Genomic DNA, 16,686 nt, shown 5'->3' with positions numbered 1-16,686 from the left:
CAACACCTTCACTAACACTATCTGATTTATGATTCACTGCTTTCACACTATCCCTGACGTGCTGGCTACCATAATCTTCTCACTATCAGAATCGGGTCCAGTCAGATGCACCAGGGGCTGATGCTTTGGAAGAAACAGGAAGCATAGCAACAAGCGACAGCGTCTCCGTCACAGGCTGCCTTAGCGCCGAACGTTCATAGCCTGCAATTCTGAACACCGAGACTTCTCTGACAAGTTGATCCGCCTGATCCTTGAGGCTTTGTGCAGCAGCAGCGGATTCTTCCACCAAAGCAGCATTTTGCTGTGTTGTCTGATCCATTTGGCTAACAGCGATGCCGACCTGTTCGACGCCCGTCGACTGTTCCGCGCTTGCGGAGCTAATCTCTGCTACCGTGTCGCTCAACTGACGGATAGACATCACCACCTGCTGCATGGTTTCCCCCGCTTTATTCACCAATACCGAACCAAGCTCGACACGTTCAACGCTCGCAGTGATCAGGTTTTTGATCTCTTTAGCGGCTTCTGCACTGCGCTGCGCCAAATTACGTACTTCTCCCGCGACGACGGCAAACCCTCGACCTTGTTCACCAGCCCGGGCTGCTTCAACCGCCGCGTTAAGCGCCAAAATATTTGTCTGGAACGCAATGCTGTCGATGACGTTGATAATGTCCGCAATGCTGCGTGAACTGTCATTAATGGACTTCATCGTATCCACCACGTCATTAACAACATGCCCTCCCTGAAGAGCCACTGCACTCGCATTTTGAGCCAATACGTTTGCCTGACGGGCATTGTCAGCATTGTTTTTTACCGTCATCCCTAATTGCGTCATGGTTGAAGACGTTTCTTCAAGTGCGCTCGCCTGTTCTTCGGTCCGTGATGATAAATCAGCATTACCCTGAGCAATTTGCATACTGGCCGTTGCGACACTCTCTGCATTGTTTCTGACACCAATAACCATCCGCGTCAGCGCCGTTTGCATCTCTTTCATTGCTTCCAAGAGTAGGCCTGTTTCATCACGGCTATTCACATCAATTGAACCACTCAGATCGCCTGCACTGATACGCTTCGCAGAGGACAGCGCTGTGGATAAAGGAACCGTGACACTACGGGTTAATGACCAGGCGGTAAGGCCCCCTAAAACGGTTGAGAAGACGGATAGCACCAGCAGCCACAACAGCGCATTATCAATATATTCTTTCGTCACCTGTTTGGCATGATCAACAAACGAGACCTGTAGTTCGGTAAATTCGCTCAGTTTGGCAAAATAAACGGCCTGGATTTTTGCTATATCACCAAAGACCAATTCTGTTGCCAGCACATCCTCATCGTCCATAGCATAGCCAATCGCTTTGTTAATGCTCAGGCTATACTGTTTTCTGATATCGATAAGCTGATTAAATAACGCCCGCGCCTGTTCCGAATTAACCATACCATCAAGTTTTTTATATATTGCACTTGCCTCGTCTGTCGTTTTTGCTATGGCCGACTTCAGTTCTTGTTTTTCTTGATTTCTGTCTGCGGGGAGGAGAATAATATCCCGCAGCGTGCGGACGTTGGTATTCAATACGTCCTGAATATCACGCAGCATATCGACCTTAACCATTCTATCTTCAGTCACCTCATCAAACTCAGCGCCAATGTTTTTCATGAAATAATAGCTGATGGATGACAAAATCAGGGTTAATAAAATTAATAACCCAAACCCCAGAAAAAGCCGATTGCCAATTTTTATATTTTTAAAAAAAATCATAGTAGCACCAGAATATTACATTTTAAAAATCGTTACCCAACCACGATTGATAACATGTTCAGCCACCGTTTGTTTAACGAAAAAACATCACAAACGGTAAAGCGAACCATTATCGTGCCGGGCACCCTGGCTTATCTAAATCTCTTATTTTCTGATGCATGTAACAGAATACTGGCATAAGAAATCCATTTGGCCATATATTGTTATATCTCACATTGCCTGTGTGTTGGTGATGCTTACTTATTGAAACGGTTTACTTGATAAAGTAATTTGTCTCCCCTTTTTTATTCCGCGTTGAGAATCACATTATTTATTGCGTAGCTAAAAGCAAACTCTCGTTCAAAGAAAACCAAAGCGTTTAAGGAAAGCCAAAAGCTTACCCCTCATCTACCCAATCCGAGTTAGTGCTACGCTTAATTAATTGTTCATATATTCATTGTTAATGCATAGATAAAAAGTGCATCAATCCGAGGCTTGCCACATTCTATAACTCTACACTATCACAATCGCAAGATCGATCGGAAATAACGATCATTAGACCATTCAATTTTCTTTATTCGATCGTTTTTTTCTATCAAAAAATAATAAAGGGAAAAATCTTATTTTCATTAATTAAACCAAACTTATCAGTTAGAGTGCTAATAATATTAATTGAGTAACAACACCCCCGCTATCATTACGTTGCGGGGCACGCAATACAGCGTAACGAGACTGAATTAATGAGATTTAAAGCACAATGATATACCCCTTGCGTATCGCATGAGGATAAAAAAAGCCAGTCAGTAAGGGCTGACTGGCTTTCGGGATGAACGTAATAGGGTGCTGCGTATTTCCGTCTCGTTTTTCACTCTACCGCATATTCCTTCATTTTATTTTCGTCAGGCATCGTGCCATTGAGCTTCTTAAGGACTTCCTGCGCTTCTTTCAGCACTCGGGCACATTGCTCGCGCGTGATGGTAAGCGGTGGCTCAATCCTGACCGATTTGGCGTTATTCAGAGTGCCCGCAACCAGAACATTACGTTGGAACAGTTCTTTCGCGAAGGCATACCCGATCTCGTTTTTCCTGAATTCGATAGCCTGCAACAGCCCCATTCCTCGCGCTTCGATAATCAATTGAGGATACTCGGCCGCCAACTGCTGCAAGCCCTGTAACAAAAACGCCCCTTGTATCGCCGCCTGTTCCGGCAGATTCTTCGTCAGCAACTCATTGACGGTCGCCAACGCCGCCGCGCAGGCCAGCGGGTTGCCGCCAAACGTGGTGGTATGCAGGAACGGATTTTCAAACAGCACGGAGAAGACCTCTTCCGTCGCCACCGTGGCACCAATCGGCATCACGCCGCCGCCCAACGCCTTCGCCAGACACAGAATGTCAGGCTGCACGCCATAATGCTCACAGGCGAACATCTTGCCCGTGCGCCCCATGCCGGTTTGCACCTCATCCAGGATCAGCAATGCCCCAACCTCATCGCATAATGCTCTGACCGCAGGCAAGTAATTTTCCGGTGGCACAATCACGCCGCCCTCTCCCTGAATGGGTTCAAGAATGATGGCAGCAACATCATCGCCGGTCTTCTGGCATTGCTGAACCTGCTTACGCATGGCGTTGATGTCGCCAAAAGGAACATGATGGAAGCCGGGTAACAGCGGCATAAAAGGACGACGAAACGCGGGTTTGGCGGTGGCAGAAAGCGCCCCCAGCGATTTACCGTGGAACGCGCCGGTCGCAGCAATAAAGGTATATTTGCCGCGCGGCGACTGGTAGGCCTTCGCCAGCTTCAGCGCCGCTTCAACCGATTCCGTTCCGCTGTTGCAGAAGAAGCTGTATTTCAGATCGCCCGGCGTCAGTGCCGCCAGCGTTTTTGCCAGCAGCCCCCGCAGCGGGTCGAGTAGTTCCTGACTGTGCAGCGGTTGTCTGGCGAGCTGGCGCTCAACGGCGGCGATCACATTAGGGTTGCGATGCCCGACGTTGAAAATACCGTAACCGCCGAGGCAGTCCAGATATTCATTCCCTTGGGTATCAATCAGCGTATTCGGGCCGCTGGCGCGCCATTCGACTGCGCCGTAATCGCCGCCGGTAGTGACAGATTTTCGGTATTCCAGAAAACCCGGGTTGACGTATTCACGAAAACAACTCAAAACTTCTCGATTCAGTGCCGCCATGTCATCGTGGGATAGCGTGTCACTATGAATCCAATGCAGTGCCTGCTGAGTACACTCTAGCGGGTTAAGGTGGGCGTTTGATCTGGACAAAATGCGCTCCTTGAAAACGGACATCACGCGATGCCAATTTAATTAATGCACATAACACGCCAGTCGCCCGCCCCAAACCAGAATAAAATACAAAAACGCGATCTAAACCAAAAATCCAGCAGATGATTTGAACTAAATGCGAATGAACAAAATTAATAGCTAATTAGCATAGCGGATGCCAGTATGACGAAAATCACAGCATCGCGTGATGCCCCGGTTTTGCCCAGCGCGCCCTCTTTTGGGGCACGCCGAGTCTGGACAAACGCGCTATACCATTACCGGCTTCTCGTCCAGAACAACCTAATCCCCTGCGGCAGACCGACGATCCTCAGTGCCGGATCATGATATGACGCACGATGGTGTAATCCTCCAGACCGTACATCGACATGTCTTTGCCGTAACCTGAGAGTTTCTGCCCGCCGTGCGGCATTTCGCTCACCAACATAAAATGGGTGTTCACCCAGGTACAGCCGTATTGAAGGCACGCAGCCAGACGGTGCGCCCGCCCGATATCGCGCGTCCAGACCGACGAGGCCAGCCCGTAATGCGAGGCATTGGCCCAGCCAATCACCTGCGCCTCGTCATCGAATGGCGTAATGGAGATAACGGGGCCAAACACCTCTTTCTGGACGATCTCATCTTCCTGCTTCGCCCCCGCCAGCACCGTGGGCTGGAAGTAAAACCCCTGCCCTTTCACCCGTTCGCCACCGGTCACCACCGTAATGTGCGGCAGCGCTTTGGCACGTTCGACAAAGCCAATTACGCGTTCCAGCTGCTGCTCGGTAATTAATGGCCCCAGCTCGGTGGTTTCATCGTGCGGATCGCCCATGTTCAGTGTCGCCACGGCTTTTCCTAATGCGTCCACGACCTTATCGTAGATCCCTCGCTGCACATACAGCCGACACGCCGCAGTACAATCCTGCCCCGCATTGTAAAAACCGAAACTGCGGATCCCATCAACGACCTGATCGATATCGGCATCGTCGAAAACAATCACCGGCGCTTTGCCGCCCAGTTCCATATGTGTCCGTTTTACGCTCGCGGCAGTATGCGACAGAATATGCGCGCCCGTTGCAATCGAACCGGTCAGCGACACCATGTTCACTTTCTCATGCCCCGTCAGCGCATCGCCGATATCCGCGCCGCGCCCAAACACAATATTCACCACGCCCGCTGGCAGTATCTCCGCCAGCAGATGCGCCAGATAGAACGTGGTTAGCGGGGTTTGCTCCGCAGGTTTCAGCACCACGCAGTTTCCCGCCGCCAGCGCCGGTGCCAGCTTCCACGACGCCATCATCAGCGGGTAGTTCCACGGGGCGATAGACGCCACCACGCCAACCGGATCGCGCCGGATCATGGAGGTATGTCCTTCAAGATATTCCCCCGCCGCCGAACCGCTCAGGCAGCGCGCCGCGCCAGCAAAAAAACGAAACACATCGGCGACAGCAGGCACTTCATCATTCAGCGCCGCATGATAGGGTTTGCCGCAGTTTAACGATTCAAGTTTGGCAAACGCCTCGGCGTTTTCTTCAATGGCATCGGCAATCTGTAGCAGTAGCGTCGCGCGCGTTTTCGGCGTGGTCTGTCCCCAGTGTGCAAAAGCGGACTCGGCAGCCAGAACGGCTGCATCAACCTGGTGCAGATCGGCCTGCGCAATGGCGGCAATTTGCTCTCCTGTGGCAGGATTGAATACCGCCAACGCCTCGCCTTTCCCCGCTACCAGCTTGCCTTCTATGAGTAATTTGTCGTGCATACATTTTCCTTACAGAGAGAAAACCGTCGTGTTTTTCACCACTATCTGCAAAATGTCTGTGCAAAAAACCTGCCACGTTGCGCCTACTTGCCAATCTGTTCTGCAACCGGCGGCCTTACGCTAAGGCGCGTTACCCGATTCTTTCTTCGTCTGCGTAGCGGCCTGTCTGGCTTCCTCCGCCAGCGCCTCGATCTCTTCTTCCGTCAGTTGATCTGACGCCTCATGCACCTTTGCCAGCCCTTCACTGACCGTCACCTCTTTAGGATCGTCCTTCGTCGCCATCGTCATTCCTCTCAATGAAATAGTACGTCAACAAAGATAAGTGTAGTCGACGGCGAAAATCCGCCAATCTGAAGAAGATTTAACTCTGCTTTCCGGTTCGTCATATGTGATAATAATTATCAATTACATTAAATTTATTATTCAGGGCCTTACCCCGTCGACATCAACGGACAAGATCGCTATGGAGAGCGCCGTGACAAGGGAAAGGGGTTCTGTTGCCGCAGAGTCGGCGGGAAGGTCACCTGACGGGACGTTGGCATGTCAGAGTCTGAACTCAGAATGCTGTTCAACCACTATGCAGAGCGGTTAGAACGCTATCTCAATCATAAACTGCGCGACCCTCAGGCAGCAGCAGACCTGGTGCAAGAGAGTTTTTTACGGTTGGCACAACGGCTGGAACAGCAGAATGATGTAGACGACAAGAAGGCGTATCTCTACAAGACAGCAAATAACTTGCTGCTCGACCATGTCCGTCACCAGCAGCGCTGGCAGATGGCGGCATCCGTCGACGATGCGGAGGCGACGCTGGAATACCTGCCGGATGCGGCACCCCAGCTCGATCAAACGGCCATCGCCCAACAGGAGCTGGAGCGTCTGGCAAACGTACTGGCGACACTGCCTGAACGCACGCAGCTGATATTTCATCTGCACCGGTTTGAACACATGACGCAGACGCAAATTGCTCAGCAATTGGAGATTTCCCTCAGCACCGTTGAGAAACATCTTGCCATGACGCTGCACGCGATGATGACGATCCGCGCCTCGTGAAAGCGGTCATTATCATGAAAAACATCGCCCATCATGAAATAATCACAAATTATTTACGGGTTTATTGCCGTCAGACGTCTACCTATTTAGAGACCCTACATACTCCAGGCCTACGACATGAACGATTATCCCCCTGAAATCCAGCAGCAGGCAGCACGCTGGGCCATACGTTTGGCCGAAGCGCCGCTGGACGATGAACAGGAACTGGCATTCCAGCACTGGCTGGCACAGGATCCGCGCCATCGCCACGCGTTGGAACAGGCAGGGATGCTCTGGCATGGGCTCGGATCGCTCAGCGCTGAGCAGCGGCAGGTGCTGCAACCACAGACGCCGGCAACCTTTCTCATCAAGCGCGTTAATCGTGCAACGCAGTGGAAAATCGCGGCCTTGCTGCTACTGGGCTTCAGTATCGGCGCAACCTGGATTTCCGACGGTGTCCTCATGCTGCGCTCGGATTATCATGCGACGCATCAGGTCAAACACGTTACGCTGCCGGACGGCAGTGAGATCGATATGGATGCGGGCAGCGCCATTTCGCTCGCCTATACACCGCAAGAACGGCGCGTCACGCTGCTACAAGGTTCCGCCTGGTTCACCGTCGCCCCAACGACCGCACAGGAAAAACGCCCTTTCTTGGTTGATGCGGCCTCAGGCACCACACAGGCGCTGGGCACGCAGTTTATTGTGCAAAACGCCTCACAGACCACGACCGTCGGCGTGGTGGAACACAGCGTACAGGTCACGGCAAACGGGCAATCATTGCAGCTTGATGAGCAGCAGGCGGCACGCTATACCGAACAAGGGATGACGCGGCTCCCCGGCTGGAATAGCCGCGAACGCGGCGACTGGCGGCGCGGCCTGCTGATTTTTGATCAACAGCCGTTGGCGGTCGTCATCGCCCGTATCAATCAGTATCGCGCTGGAACGATCGTCATCCCCACGTCAGCGCTGCGCCAGCGTCAGGTCAGCGGCATTTTTTCACTGAACGAACTGGATGGCGCATTGCAAACCATCGCCACCGAACTGGGTGCCAAAACCGTCTCACTCCCCGGCGTCACCGTTCTGTACTGATCTCTTTCTTCCCTGTCTTCCCCACCCCCGCCACGCCGCTCAGGCGTGGCGATCTCTCATAAACGCCCTTCACGTTCACAAGACCGCAACGTGCCATAGAAAAAAATTTAAATATTTTTTTACGGGTTCTGTCTTCTCAGCCGTCTTCATATTTAGGTAATGATTTTTATTATCATTTTCATTAAGAAAAGAAGGGGTAATTATCCCTTTGTTTATTAATGCTTATTGATAATTTAACGAATGGCAGACCAAGCGAAAAATGTTTAAAAGAACACAACAGCAAGACAGCCGATTGTTACAACTTAATCCACTTTCTCTTGCCGTCGGCATCGCACTGTCGCTGCCTGCTTCATTCCACTATGCGCAAGCAGAAATACCGGCAGCCAACGTTCAGGAAGCGGCTCGCCACAGCATCACCTTCTCCATCAGCTCGCAACCGTTAAGCAGCGCGCTGCTGCGTTTCGCTGAACAGGCGGGGCTACAGGTCTTTTTTGCCGACGTCAAACTGGAAAATATGCAGGCCGTTGCGCTTCAAGGGCGCTTCACGCCAGAGCAAGGGCTGCGCAGGATGATCGGCGCTAATCCCGTTGATTTCCAGATCGGCAGCAACGGCGTCATTACCCTGCGCCCTCGTCCAGTCAACGTCGATACGGCCAAAATAGACGATGTGATGACGGTACGCGCCTTTACCGTCGCCAATCCCGGTGACTGGATCTACGAACAGCCACGCGCAATCAGCGTTATTTCACGCGAGCAGATGGATAACCGCCCTGCCCGCCACGCCGCCGATCTACTGGAGCAGTCCGCTGGCGTTTATTCCAGCGTCAGCCAGCAGGACCCGTCGCTGTCGGTGAACATTCGCGGCATACAGGATTTCGGTCGCGTGAATATGAATATCGACGGCGTACGACAAAATTTTCAAAAAACCGGCTACGGCCAGCGCAACGGGCAGATGTATATCGATTCAGAGCTGCTCTCCGGCGCAACGATTGAAAAAGGCGCGACCAACGTGATGGGCAGCGCGGGTACGCTGGGCGGAGTCGCCACGTTTAACACCATCAGCGCCCACGATTTTCTGGCTCCGGGTAAAGAACTGGGCGGAAAACTGCACGCCAGCACCGGCGACAACGGAACGCATTTTATCGGCAGCGGCGTGCTTGCACTGGGTAACGAAAGCGGTGACATTTTGGTCGGTGCCAGCGAGCGTCATCTGGGCGACTACTGGCCGGGTAATGACGGTAACCTCGGGAATATCCGTATCCCTGGCAATTCAAGTAATTACGAAGAGTGGGCCAATAACTTAAAACATCAGAAAGTGACCAGCGCGGCTTACACCATGCGCTCACGGCTGGCGAAAGTCGGCTGGAATTTGCCTGCCAATCAGCGCTTCCAGCTCAGCTATATGCAAACGCAAACCTCTTCTGAAAATGCCGGGACGTTGTCCAACCTTTCCAATACCGAACTGGGTTGGAAAGCCAGCGGGCACAGCGAGATTATGGCACGTAGTACCGCGCTGGATTACAGCCTGAAGCCAGACAACCAGCGTTGGCTAGATTTTAAGGCCAAGATTTATTACGCCGATACCAATAACGACACCGATAACTATGCTCTCTCCAATACCAGTGCCTATCATGAAAGCACGCGGCTACGCACGTACGGCGCCCAAGCGCAGAATACCTCGACGCTATGGCAGCAGGGCGCGCACGATCTGAAAGTCGACTACGGACTGGATTTCTATTACGACAAGATCACGACGGACAGCACCAATAGCACGGCCAGTAACGCCACCCCGGAAGGGAACCGCGCGATGGCCAGCCTGTTCGCGAACCTGAATTACGCGTATGACGAGTGGGTAACGCTGCAAGGCGGCCTGCGTTACGATCGCTACCGATTACGCGGCACCACCAGCATCAGCTATCGGGAAATTCCCTATACCATCACGAATCCCTGCACTGCACGGTCGATCGCGCTCTGCCCGCCGTTCATCACCACCACGCAGGATTGGAATGTCGATGACGAACACGGCAAGCTTTCCCCCACCCTGTTTGCGGGTGTCCGCCCCGGCGTTGAATGGCTACAGCTGTTCACCAGCTATGGCCTGTCCTGGCGTCCGCCGTCAGTTAGCGAAACCTTTGCCAACGGCACCTACAGCGCCGGCAACTATTACCTCTATCCAAACCCCAACCTTAAGCCGGAACGCTCACGCGCCTGGGAGGTCGGGTTCAATATTCAGCAGCCCGATCTGCTCGTGGATGGCGACAGGCTGGTCAGCAAAGTGTCCTATTTCGACACCCGGATCAACAACTACATCAGCCTGAACGGCGCACGCAATAAGCCGGGCTATAACGGCTATTCCCTCAGTAATTCCGTGTTCCAGAACAATCTGGCGAAGAGCCGCTTCCGCGGTATGGAATACCAGCTTAACTACGACGCGGGCTTTCTGTATGTCGATGCCACCTACACCCACATGATCGGCAATAACGATTTCTGTGCGCCAGTGGCCTGGATGGGCGGCGTCACAACCGTCGGCGGTTCCCGAGGCAACTACTACTCTACGCCTGTCGATACCACGGCCAGCGATGCCTCTTGCCAGAAAACGCTGTTATTCAGCAACGCCGCCTATCTGCCGGGCGACCGCGGTTCCGTCACGCTGGGAACGCGCATCTTCGATCGCAAGCTGGATATGGGTGTGACGATGCGTTTTGCTCCCGGCTATCAGGACGCTGCCGCACCGGCCAACTCCGCCTATTTGGCCGACTGGCCCAAATATGAAGTTTACGATCTGTACGCCAGCTATCGTCTGACCGACAGCCTGACGGTACGCGGTTCCGTCGAGAATATCGCTAACCGTACTTACATCGTGAGTTATGGCGAATCACTGGGTTACACGCCAAGCCGAGGCAGAACGGTGCAGGCTGGCGTGGAGTATCGATTCTAATTTCTCTGTTTCCCATGCGGGAGGCAGGAAAACCAAGGGGATGGGATGGCTCATCCTCTTTCACGACAGACACGGATGACCGTGCCTGTAGATCGTTAGTTAATGAGGAATCTATTATGAGTTTTGCAATTACCTACGATGCCTACTATGCCAATTACAGCATTGCCAGCTACCTGACTGAATGGTCGGCAGCGTTTGGTGACGTTAACCATACCGCGGGTAATACACAAGTCGGTGGCAATAATACCGGGGGCTTTTACGGCGGCGATACCTTTATAGACGGTACTCAATATGCGATCACGAGTACGCAGAACGATTTCTCCGCACTCATTGCCGGCGGCGATCTGACCTACAGCCTCTTCACCCCACCTGCCCACACGCTGTACGGCGATCTGGACAGTCTGTCCTTCGGTAACGTCCTGCAAGGCGGCACCACAGCGGGTACCACGTACTCTCTGGCTGAGCCGGAAGTCACCTTCAGCGGACTGGATCTCTCCACGGACGTTGCCAACCTGACCGTTAGCGATCGCGGCGTGGTGCATGACGTGATTTACGGTCTGATGAGCGGACAGGTTCAGCCACTGCTGGATGCGCTGACCAATGCCGGTATCGATATTAACGCCAGCCTGGATAGCCTGAGCTTCGCCACGGCGACCTCCGATGCTGCGCTTTCTGCCGATACCGTGGTTGACGTCGTTGGCGTCGCCGAAACGGCCGATCTGCTGGCGGCATAAGAAAACGGCTAAAAGATGACGCTTTTAGCCGTTTGAGTGAACACCGTCGCGGTACGGAGAGAGTATATACCCTAAATAATTCACGCTGCACGGATGCGGCGTGAAGTATGACGGGCACGGCACCGCGGCGGTCTACTGAGTGTAATAACCGTTGGCAAACCGCGTCAATAGCGGTACGGCTAACCGCTTTCCCCTCTTCTACCTTGTGGGACACCACGGTGGAACGATGGCACTTTATTGAAGAAGGAACATCCCATGTCCGCATCCCATCCGGCTTCATCAGGCCGGGAGATTATTGAGGCGCTGGCCGCCTACCGTCAGGGATTTTGGGGAATTGGCCTGTTCAGCGCCGTCATCAACCTGCTGATGCTGGCACCAGCGATTTATATGCTCCAGGTTTATGACCGCGTACTGCCGTCCAGCAGCACCATGACGCTGGCGATGCTGACGATCATCATGCTGGGCCTGTTTTTATTGATGGGATTATTGGAATGGATACGCAGCGCCGTGGTGATCCGCCTCGGGACGCAGATGGATATGCGACTGAATCAGCGTATCTACAATGCGGCGTTTGAAAGTAATCTCAGGAACGGCACGGCCGGAGCCGGACAAGCCTTAAACGATCTTACCGCCCTGCGCCAGTTCGCCACCGGGAACGCGCTGTTCGCCTTCTTTGATGCGCCGTGGTTTCCGGTTTATCTTCTGGTGATTTTCTTACTTCATCCCTGGCTTGGCGTGATGGCGCTGGCGGGGGCGATCATACTGATTGTGCTAGCCTGGCTGAATCAAAAACTCACCCGCGAACCCTTAGCCTTAGCCGCACAAAACACCGTTCAGGCGACGCAGCAGGCCAACGCTAACCTGCGCAACGCCGATGCCATCGAAGCCATGGGAATGCTGCCCGCGATGCGTGAACGCTGGCTAACACAGCACCAAGCGTTTCTCTATTATCAGAACGTTGCCAGCGAAAAAAGCGCCAACATTACCTCGCTGACGAAAAGTACCCGACTGGCGCTCCAGTCGCTGATGTTGGGGCTGGGCGCGCTGCTGGCCGTCAACGGCGATATCACGCCCGGCATGATGATTGCCGGATCCATACTGGTGAGCCGCGTACTCAGCCCGATCGATCAGATCATTGGCGTTTGGAAACAGTGGATGCAGGCGCGTCTCGCCTGGCAGCGTGTCAATATCTTGCTCGATAATCATCCTGCGCGCGCCGCGGGTATGGCGCTGCCCGCCCCTGAGGGAAAACTTCAGGTGGAACAGCTCAGCGCCAACGCGCCCAATACGCGCACGCCCATACTCGCTAATATCACGTTTGAACTGGCGCCCGGCGATGTGCTCGGCGTGTTAGGCCCTTCTGGCTCGGGTAAATCTACCCTCGCCCGCCTGCTGGTTTCCGCCATGCCCGCTCTTGGTGGCAAAGTCAGGCTGGACGGCGCAGACATGCACCAATGGGACAAAGGCGATTTGGGCCGCTTCGTCGGCTATCTGCCGCAAGACGTTCAGCTTTTCAGCGGGACGATTGCCGAAAACATCGCTCGTTTCGCTCAGCCGGATGCAGAAAAGATCGTTGCCGCCGCCGTCACGGCAGGCGTTCACGATATGATTCTGCGGCTGCCGCAGGGCTACGATACGCCACTGGGCGAAGGCGGTGCCGGGCTGTCCGGCGGTCAGAAGCAGCGCGTTGCCCTCGCCAGAGCCATTTACAACCAGCCGCGCCTGATTGTGATGGATGAACCCAATGCCAGCCTGGATGACGACGGCGAGAAAGCCTTATTGGCCGCGATTGCCGCCCAGCAGGAGGCCAAAAGCACGCAGGTGCTGATCACACATAAACCCGCTCTGCTGTCCTGCGCCAATAAGCTGTTAGTTCTGCGCGCAGGACAGATCCAGTACTTCGGCGTAACAGAGCAGGTGCTGAAAGAGCTACAGCGCGCCAAGCCCGCCAATGCTTCTCTTAACAAACCGATGACGAAACCCGCCAGCGCCAAACCGGCACCGGTTAACACAGCTGACGCCGCAAATGCCTTTACCCCAAAAGAACCCGGTTCCGCGGGGCTGAGCATGGTGTACAGCGCGCCGACGCCGCGCCGTGCCGCACCGGATAAATGAGGCTCAGCGCATTGATAACGAACGCCTGCCGTCAGAAAAGCATCATGGAAAGAAGAGGATAACCATGTCCGCGTTACGCGAAGTCACATCACAGCCAACGCCCCCTCTCCCTCAGGTGGAGAATAACGTTGCGGCGATGCCGTTACATACCGATGCTGGACGCTATTTGAAGCACGGCCTCTGGCTGGTGCTTATCGGCTTTGGTGGTCTGCTGCTGTGGGCCGGCATGGCACCGTTGGATAAAGGCGTCGGTGTATCCGGTCGGGTCATTGTCGCGGACAACCGCAAAGCGGTGCAGCCCGTCAGTAGCGGACGCATCGCCTCGCTCACCGTACGGGACGGCGACCGTGTACAGGCAGGGCAAGTCCTCGCCACGCTGGATCAAACACCCGCTCAGGCACAGCGCGACAATCTCGTCACCCAGCTTCAGGAAGCACGCGCAGGCGAAGCACGCCTGCTGGCTGAACGAGACGATCTGAGTACGATCGTCTTCCCTGCTCCCGCCGAGCAATACAGTACCGTCACGCAACAAATTCAGATCGCCCAGCAGCAGCTCTTCATCAGCCGTCGCGCCGCGCTGCAACAGGAACGCGCGGCGATGCAGGCTGCCATCATCGGGGCAAAGGCGCAGTCGCAGGGTTCACAGGCGCTGCTGGTCAGCAGCCAAACACAATTCCAGATTATCAGCGAGCAACTGCGCGGGCTGCGTCCGCTGGCGCAGGAAGGCTATATCGCCCGTAACCGTCTGTTGGACGTCGAGCGGCAGGCCGCCCAACTGGCGGGCGCGATTGCGCAAGAACGGAATAATCAGGTACAGCTTCAGCAACAGGTTGTCGAACTAGAGCAAAAAATCCAACAGCGCCAGAACGAATACCAGAAAGAGGTACGCGCCCAGCTCGCCGATACCCAGCGTTCCATACAGGATCTCACCCAGCGGCTGAAAACAGCGGAGTATGAGCTTCAGCACACGCACATTCGCGCTCCCGCCAGCGGTACGGTGGTTGGGCTGGCGCTGCACACCGAAGGCGGCGTGGTAAATAGCGGACAGATGCTGATGGAGATTGTTCCCGATGGGCAACCGCTATTGATTGACGCGCAACTGCCTATCGAGCTGGTAGACAGAGTCAGCAACGGGCTACCGGTCGAGCTGCTGTTTTCTGCGTTCAACCAAAGCACGACCCCGCGCATTTCCGGCGTTGTCGCACTCATCGGCGCCGACCAACTCGTCGAGCAACAGACCGGAAAACCCTATTACGCCCTGCGTATTCACGTCGATGAACAGGGTAAGCAGCAGCTCGCCGGACTGGACGTGCGTCCCGGCATGCCGGTACAAGCCTTTATTCGTACCGGTGAGCGCTCCCTGCTCAACTACCTGTTTAAACCGCTTTCCGATCGCCTGCATCTGGCGCTGACCGAGGAGTAATCATGCTGCGCCTTTCATCCGTTTATCGCGCGGCGATCCGCTCCCGTTATGCCATCCCCCTTGTTCTCACGCTGCTCTACAGTGCACCGAGTCAAGCATTGGGATTAATGGAAGCCTGGCAGCAGGCGCTAACGCACGACCCGGCTTTTCAGGCCGCCGTGCACACGCGTAATGCCGACAGCGAAGAGAAGAACATCGGGCGTGCCGGGCTGTTGCCGAAAGTCACCTATGACTACAGCCAGTCCCGCAACGATTCCACGGTGACGGCAGGTGGGCAACAGTCAGAGCGGGATTACACCAGCCGCGCTTCCAGCTTTTCTCTGCAACAGCCGCTGATTGACTACGCGGCATGGTCGCGCTATCAGCAGGGTGAAGCCAGCGCCGTGCTGGCAGACGAACAGCTGCGCGATGCCAGCCAACAGCTATTGGTGCGTCTGTTTCAGGCTTACACCAATGTGCTGTTTAGCCGCGAACAGATTGCGCTGGTTCAGGCACAGCAGCGCGCTTATCGCGAACAATATCAGTTGAATCAACGCCGCTTCCAGCAGGGGGAAGGCACCCGCACCGATATGCTGGAAACCGAAGCGCGCGTTAACCTGACGGAAGCGCAGCTCATCGAAGCGCAGGACAATCTGGATATCAGCCTGCGTGAACTGGAAACGCTGCTGGGGATGCCCGTTGGTGTGGATCAGCTTGCGGCGCTAACGCCACGCTTCACGCCGCAGCCGCTTCAACCTGCGGGCTATCAGCACTGGCAATCATTGGCGGTGCGTCACAACGCTCAACTATTAGCGCTAAACCAGTCGCTGGCCGTCGCGAAATACGGCATTGAGCGTAACCGGGCGGGTCATCTGCCGCAGGTCACACTGGTTGCCAGCACGCGTAATACGCAGTCAGATACCGAAAACAGCTACAACCAGAAATACGATACGCGTTCGATTGGCATCCGCGTCAGCGTACCGATTTTTGCCGGCGGCGGCGTCTCTGCCGCGACGCGTCAGGCACAGGAGCGCTATCAGCAGACGGCGTTGGAGAAAGACGAACAGACGGCGACAATCCAGACGGAACTGCGCCGCCAGTTTAATTTGGTCACCAGCAGTCAGGCGAAAATCCGCGCCTATGAGCTGGCGGAAAAGTCGGCGCTGGCGTTGGTTACGGCTACACAGAAAAGCGTTCAGGGCGGAGAACGCGTGAACCTTGACGTGCTGAATGCCGAACAGCAGCTCTATGGCGCACGGCGCGATCTGACCGAAGCGCGTTATACCTGGCTGACGGCCTGGCTACAGTTGCGTTACTACGCCGGTACGCTGGACGAACAAACCTTGCGTCAGTTAGCGACCTATTTCGTGCACATCTAGCGACATAAGTTCGGAAAGCGATATAGAGATAAAGCGAATGTGGCTGGTATTCGGCCACGTCCAGTTTAGAAAGGAAAATAAGCCGCATCCAGATATTCTAAAATATTTATAAAAAACTTTATATTAATAACCAATCACACTATAAAAGGCATCTTTCTTCGCACCCGATGTAAAAACAACAGTAAACCCGTCAGCTATATTTCTGACGTGAATAACGACAGCATAGCGACCCTTTTTATT

The 16,686-nt window shown here is 54.3% G+C and carries 11 protein-coding genes; 7 read left to right on the top strand and 4 right to left on the bottom strand.

All coding sequences use genetic code 11. From position 1 onward, the window contains the following. Positions 1 to 85: 85 nt before the first annotated feature. The 4 genes from R9X49_RS03350 to R9X49_RS03335 form a co-directional block, all read right to left on the bottom strand. Positions 86 to 1,753: a methyl-accepting chemotaxis protein gene (locus R9X49_RS03350; protein WP_319847210.1), complete on the bottom strand. Its 1,668-nt coding sequence runs from the start codon at positions 1,751 to 1,753 to the stop codon at positions 86 to 88. 844 nt (positions 1,754 to 2,597) lie between these two features. Then, complete coding sequence (gene ygjG, locus R9X49_RS03345) at positions 2,598 to 4,004, bottom strand: putrescine aminotransferase (protein WP_319847209.1); 1,407 nt, start codon at positions 4,002 to 4,004, stop codon at positions 2,598 to 2,600. A 328-nt stretch (positions 4,005 to 4,332) separates the two neighbouring features. Continuing rightward, the gene (patD, locus tag R9X49_RS03340; protein WP_319847208.1) at positions 4,333 to 5,757 is read right to left on the bottom strand and encodes an aminobutyraldehyde dehydrogenase; all 1,425 of its coding nucleotides are present in this window, start codon (positions 5,755 to 5,757) and stop codon (positions 4,333 to 4,335) included. 120 nt (positions 5,758 to 5,877) lie between these two features. After that, a complete protein-coding gene (locus R9X49_RS03335; RefSeq protein ID WP_271877840.1) occupies positions 5,878 to 6,039 on the bottom strand; it encodes a hypothetical protein in 162 nt (53 codons plus the stop codon). A gap of 258 nt (positions 6,040 to 6,297) precedes the next feature. Here R9X49_RS03335 and R9X49_RS03330 point away from each other — a divergent pair, with 258 nt between their 5' ends. The 7 genes from R9X49_RS03330 (at position 6,298) to R9X49_RS03300 (ending at position 16,446) form a co-directional block, all read left to right on the top strand. Further along, positions 6,298 to 6,807, top strand: coding sequence for a sigma-70 family RNA polymerase sigma factor (locus R9X49_RS03330; protein WP_319847207.1), 510 nt, complete (start codon positions 6,298 to 6,300; stop codon positions 6,805 to 6,807). Between the two features lie 117 nt (positions 6,808 to 6,924). Next, complete coding sequence (locus tag R9X49_RS03325) at positions 6,925 to 7,878, top strand: FecR family protein (RefSeq protein ID WP_319847206.1); 954 nt, start codon at positions 6,925 to 6,927, stop codon at positions 7,876 to 7,878. Positions 7,879 to 8,137: 259 nt separating this feature from the next. Beyond that, a complete protein-coding gene (locus R9X49_RS03320) occupies positions 8,138 to 10,816 on the top strand; it encodes a TonB-dependent receptor (RefSeq protein ID WP_319847205.1) in 2,679 nt (892 codons plus the stop codon). Positions 10,817 to 10,932: 116 nt separating this feature from the next. Then, positions 10,933 to 11,550 carry a heme acquisition protein HasA gene (locus R9X49_RS03315; RefSeq protein ID WP_015839682.1) on the top strand — a complete coding sequence of 206 codons (618 nt, stop codon included), beginning with the start codon at positions 10,933 to 10,935 and terminating at the stop codon, positions 11,548 to 11,550. 255 nt (positions 11,551 to 11,805) lie between these two features. Further along, positions 11,806 to 13,665, top strand: coding sequence for a type I secretion system permease/ATPase (locus R9X49_RS03310; RefSeq protein ID WP_319847204.1), 1,860 nt, complete (start codon positions 11,806 to 11,808; stop codon positions 13,663 to 13,665). 64 nt (positions 13,666 to 13,729) lie between these two features. Further along, entirely contained in the window at positions 13,730 to 15,088 is a 1,359-nt protein-coding gene (locus tag R9X49_RS03305) for an HlyD family type I secretion periplasmic adaptor subunit (protein WP_319847203.1), read from the top strand. Positions 15,089 to 15,090: 2 nt separating this feature from the next. Next, on the top strand, positions 15,091 to 16,446 hold the full coding sequence (locus tag R9X49_RS03300) for a TolC family outer membrane protein (protein WP_319847202.1): 1,356 nt from the start codon (positions 15,091 to 15,093) through the stop codon (positions 16,444 to 16,446). Positions 16,447 to 16,686: the final 240 nt, after the last annotated feature.

The sequence above is a fragment of the Pectobacterium carotovorum genome (assembly GCF_033898505.1).
Classification (GTDB): domain Bacteria; phylum Pseudomonadota; class Gammaproteobacteria; order Enterobacterales; family Enterobacteriaceae; genus Pectobacterium; species Pectobacterium carotovorum_J.
Note: the sequence above shows the minus strand (reverse complement) of the source record. Positions and strands in the feature narration are given on the sequence as shown.

Excerpts from the sequence above, each read along its gene's own strand:
- R9X49_RS03330 (WP_319847207.1), top strand. The coding sequence starts at position 6,298 with ATGTCAGAGTCTGAACTCAGAATGCTGTTCAACCACTATGCAGAGCGG.
- R9X49_RS03335 (WP_271877840.1), bottom strand. The coding sequence starts at position 6,039 with ATGGCGACGAAGGACGATCCTAAAGAGGTGACGGTCAGTGAAGGGCTG.
- patD (WP_319847208.1), bottom strand. The coding sequence starts at position 5,757 with ATGCACGACAAATTACTCATAGAAGGCAAGCTGGTAGCGGGGAAAGGC.
- R9X49_RS03310 (WP_319847204.1), top strand. The coding sequence starts at position 11,806 with ATGTCCGCATCCCATCCGGCTTCATCAGGCCGGGAGATTATTGAGGCG.
- R9X49_RS03305 (WP_319847203.1), top strand. The coding sequence starts at position 13,730 with ATGTCCGCGTTACGCGAAGTCACATCACAGCCAACGCCCCCTCTCCCT.
- R9X49_RS03350 (WP_319847210.1), bottom strand. The coding sequence starts at position 1,753 with ATGATTTTTTTTAAAAATATAAAAATTGGCAATCGGCTTTTTCTGGGG.
- R9X49_RS03300 (WP_319847202.1), top strand. The coding sequence starts at position 15,091 with ATGCTGCGCCTTTCATCCGTTTATCGCGCGGCGATCCGCTCCCGTTAT.
- R9X49_RS03320 (WP_319847205.1), top strand. The coding sequence starts at position 8,138 with ATGTTTAAAAGAACACAACAGCAAGACAGCCGATTGTTACAACTTAAT.
- R9X49_RS03315 (WP_015839682.1), top strand. The coding sequence starts at position 10,933 with ATGAGTTTTGCAATTACCTACGATGCCTACTATGCCAATTACAGCATT.
- R9X49_RS03325 (WP_319847206.1), top strand. The coding sequence starts at position 6,925 with ATGAACGATTATCCCCCTGAAATCCAGCAGCAGGCAGCACGCTGGGCC.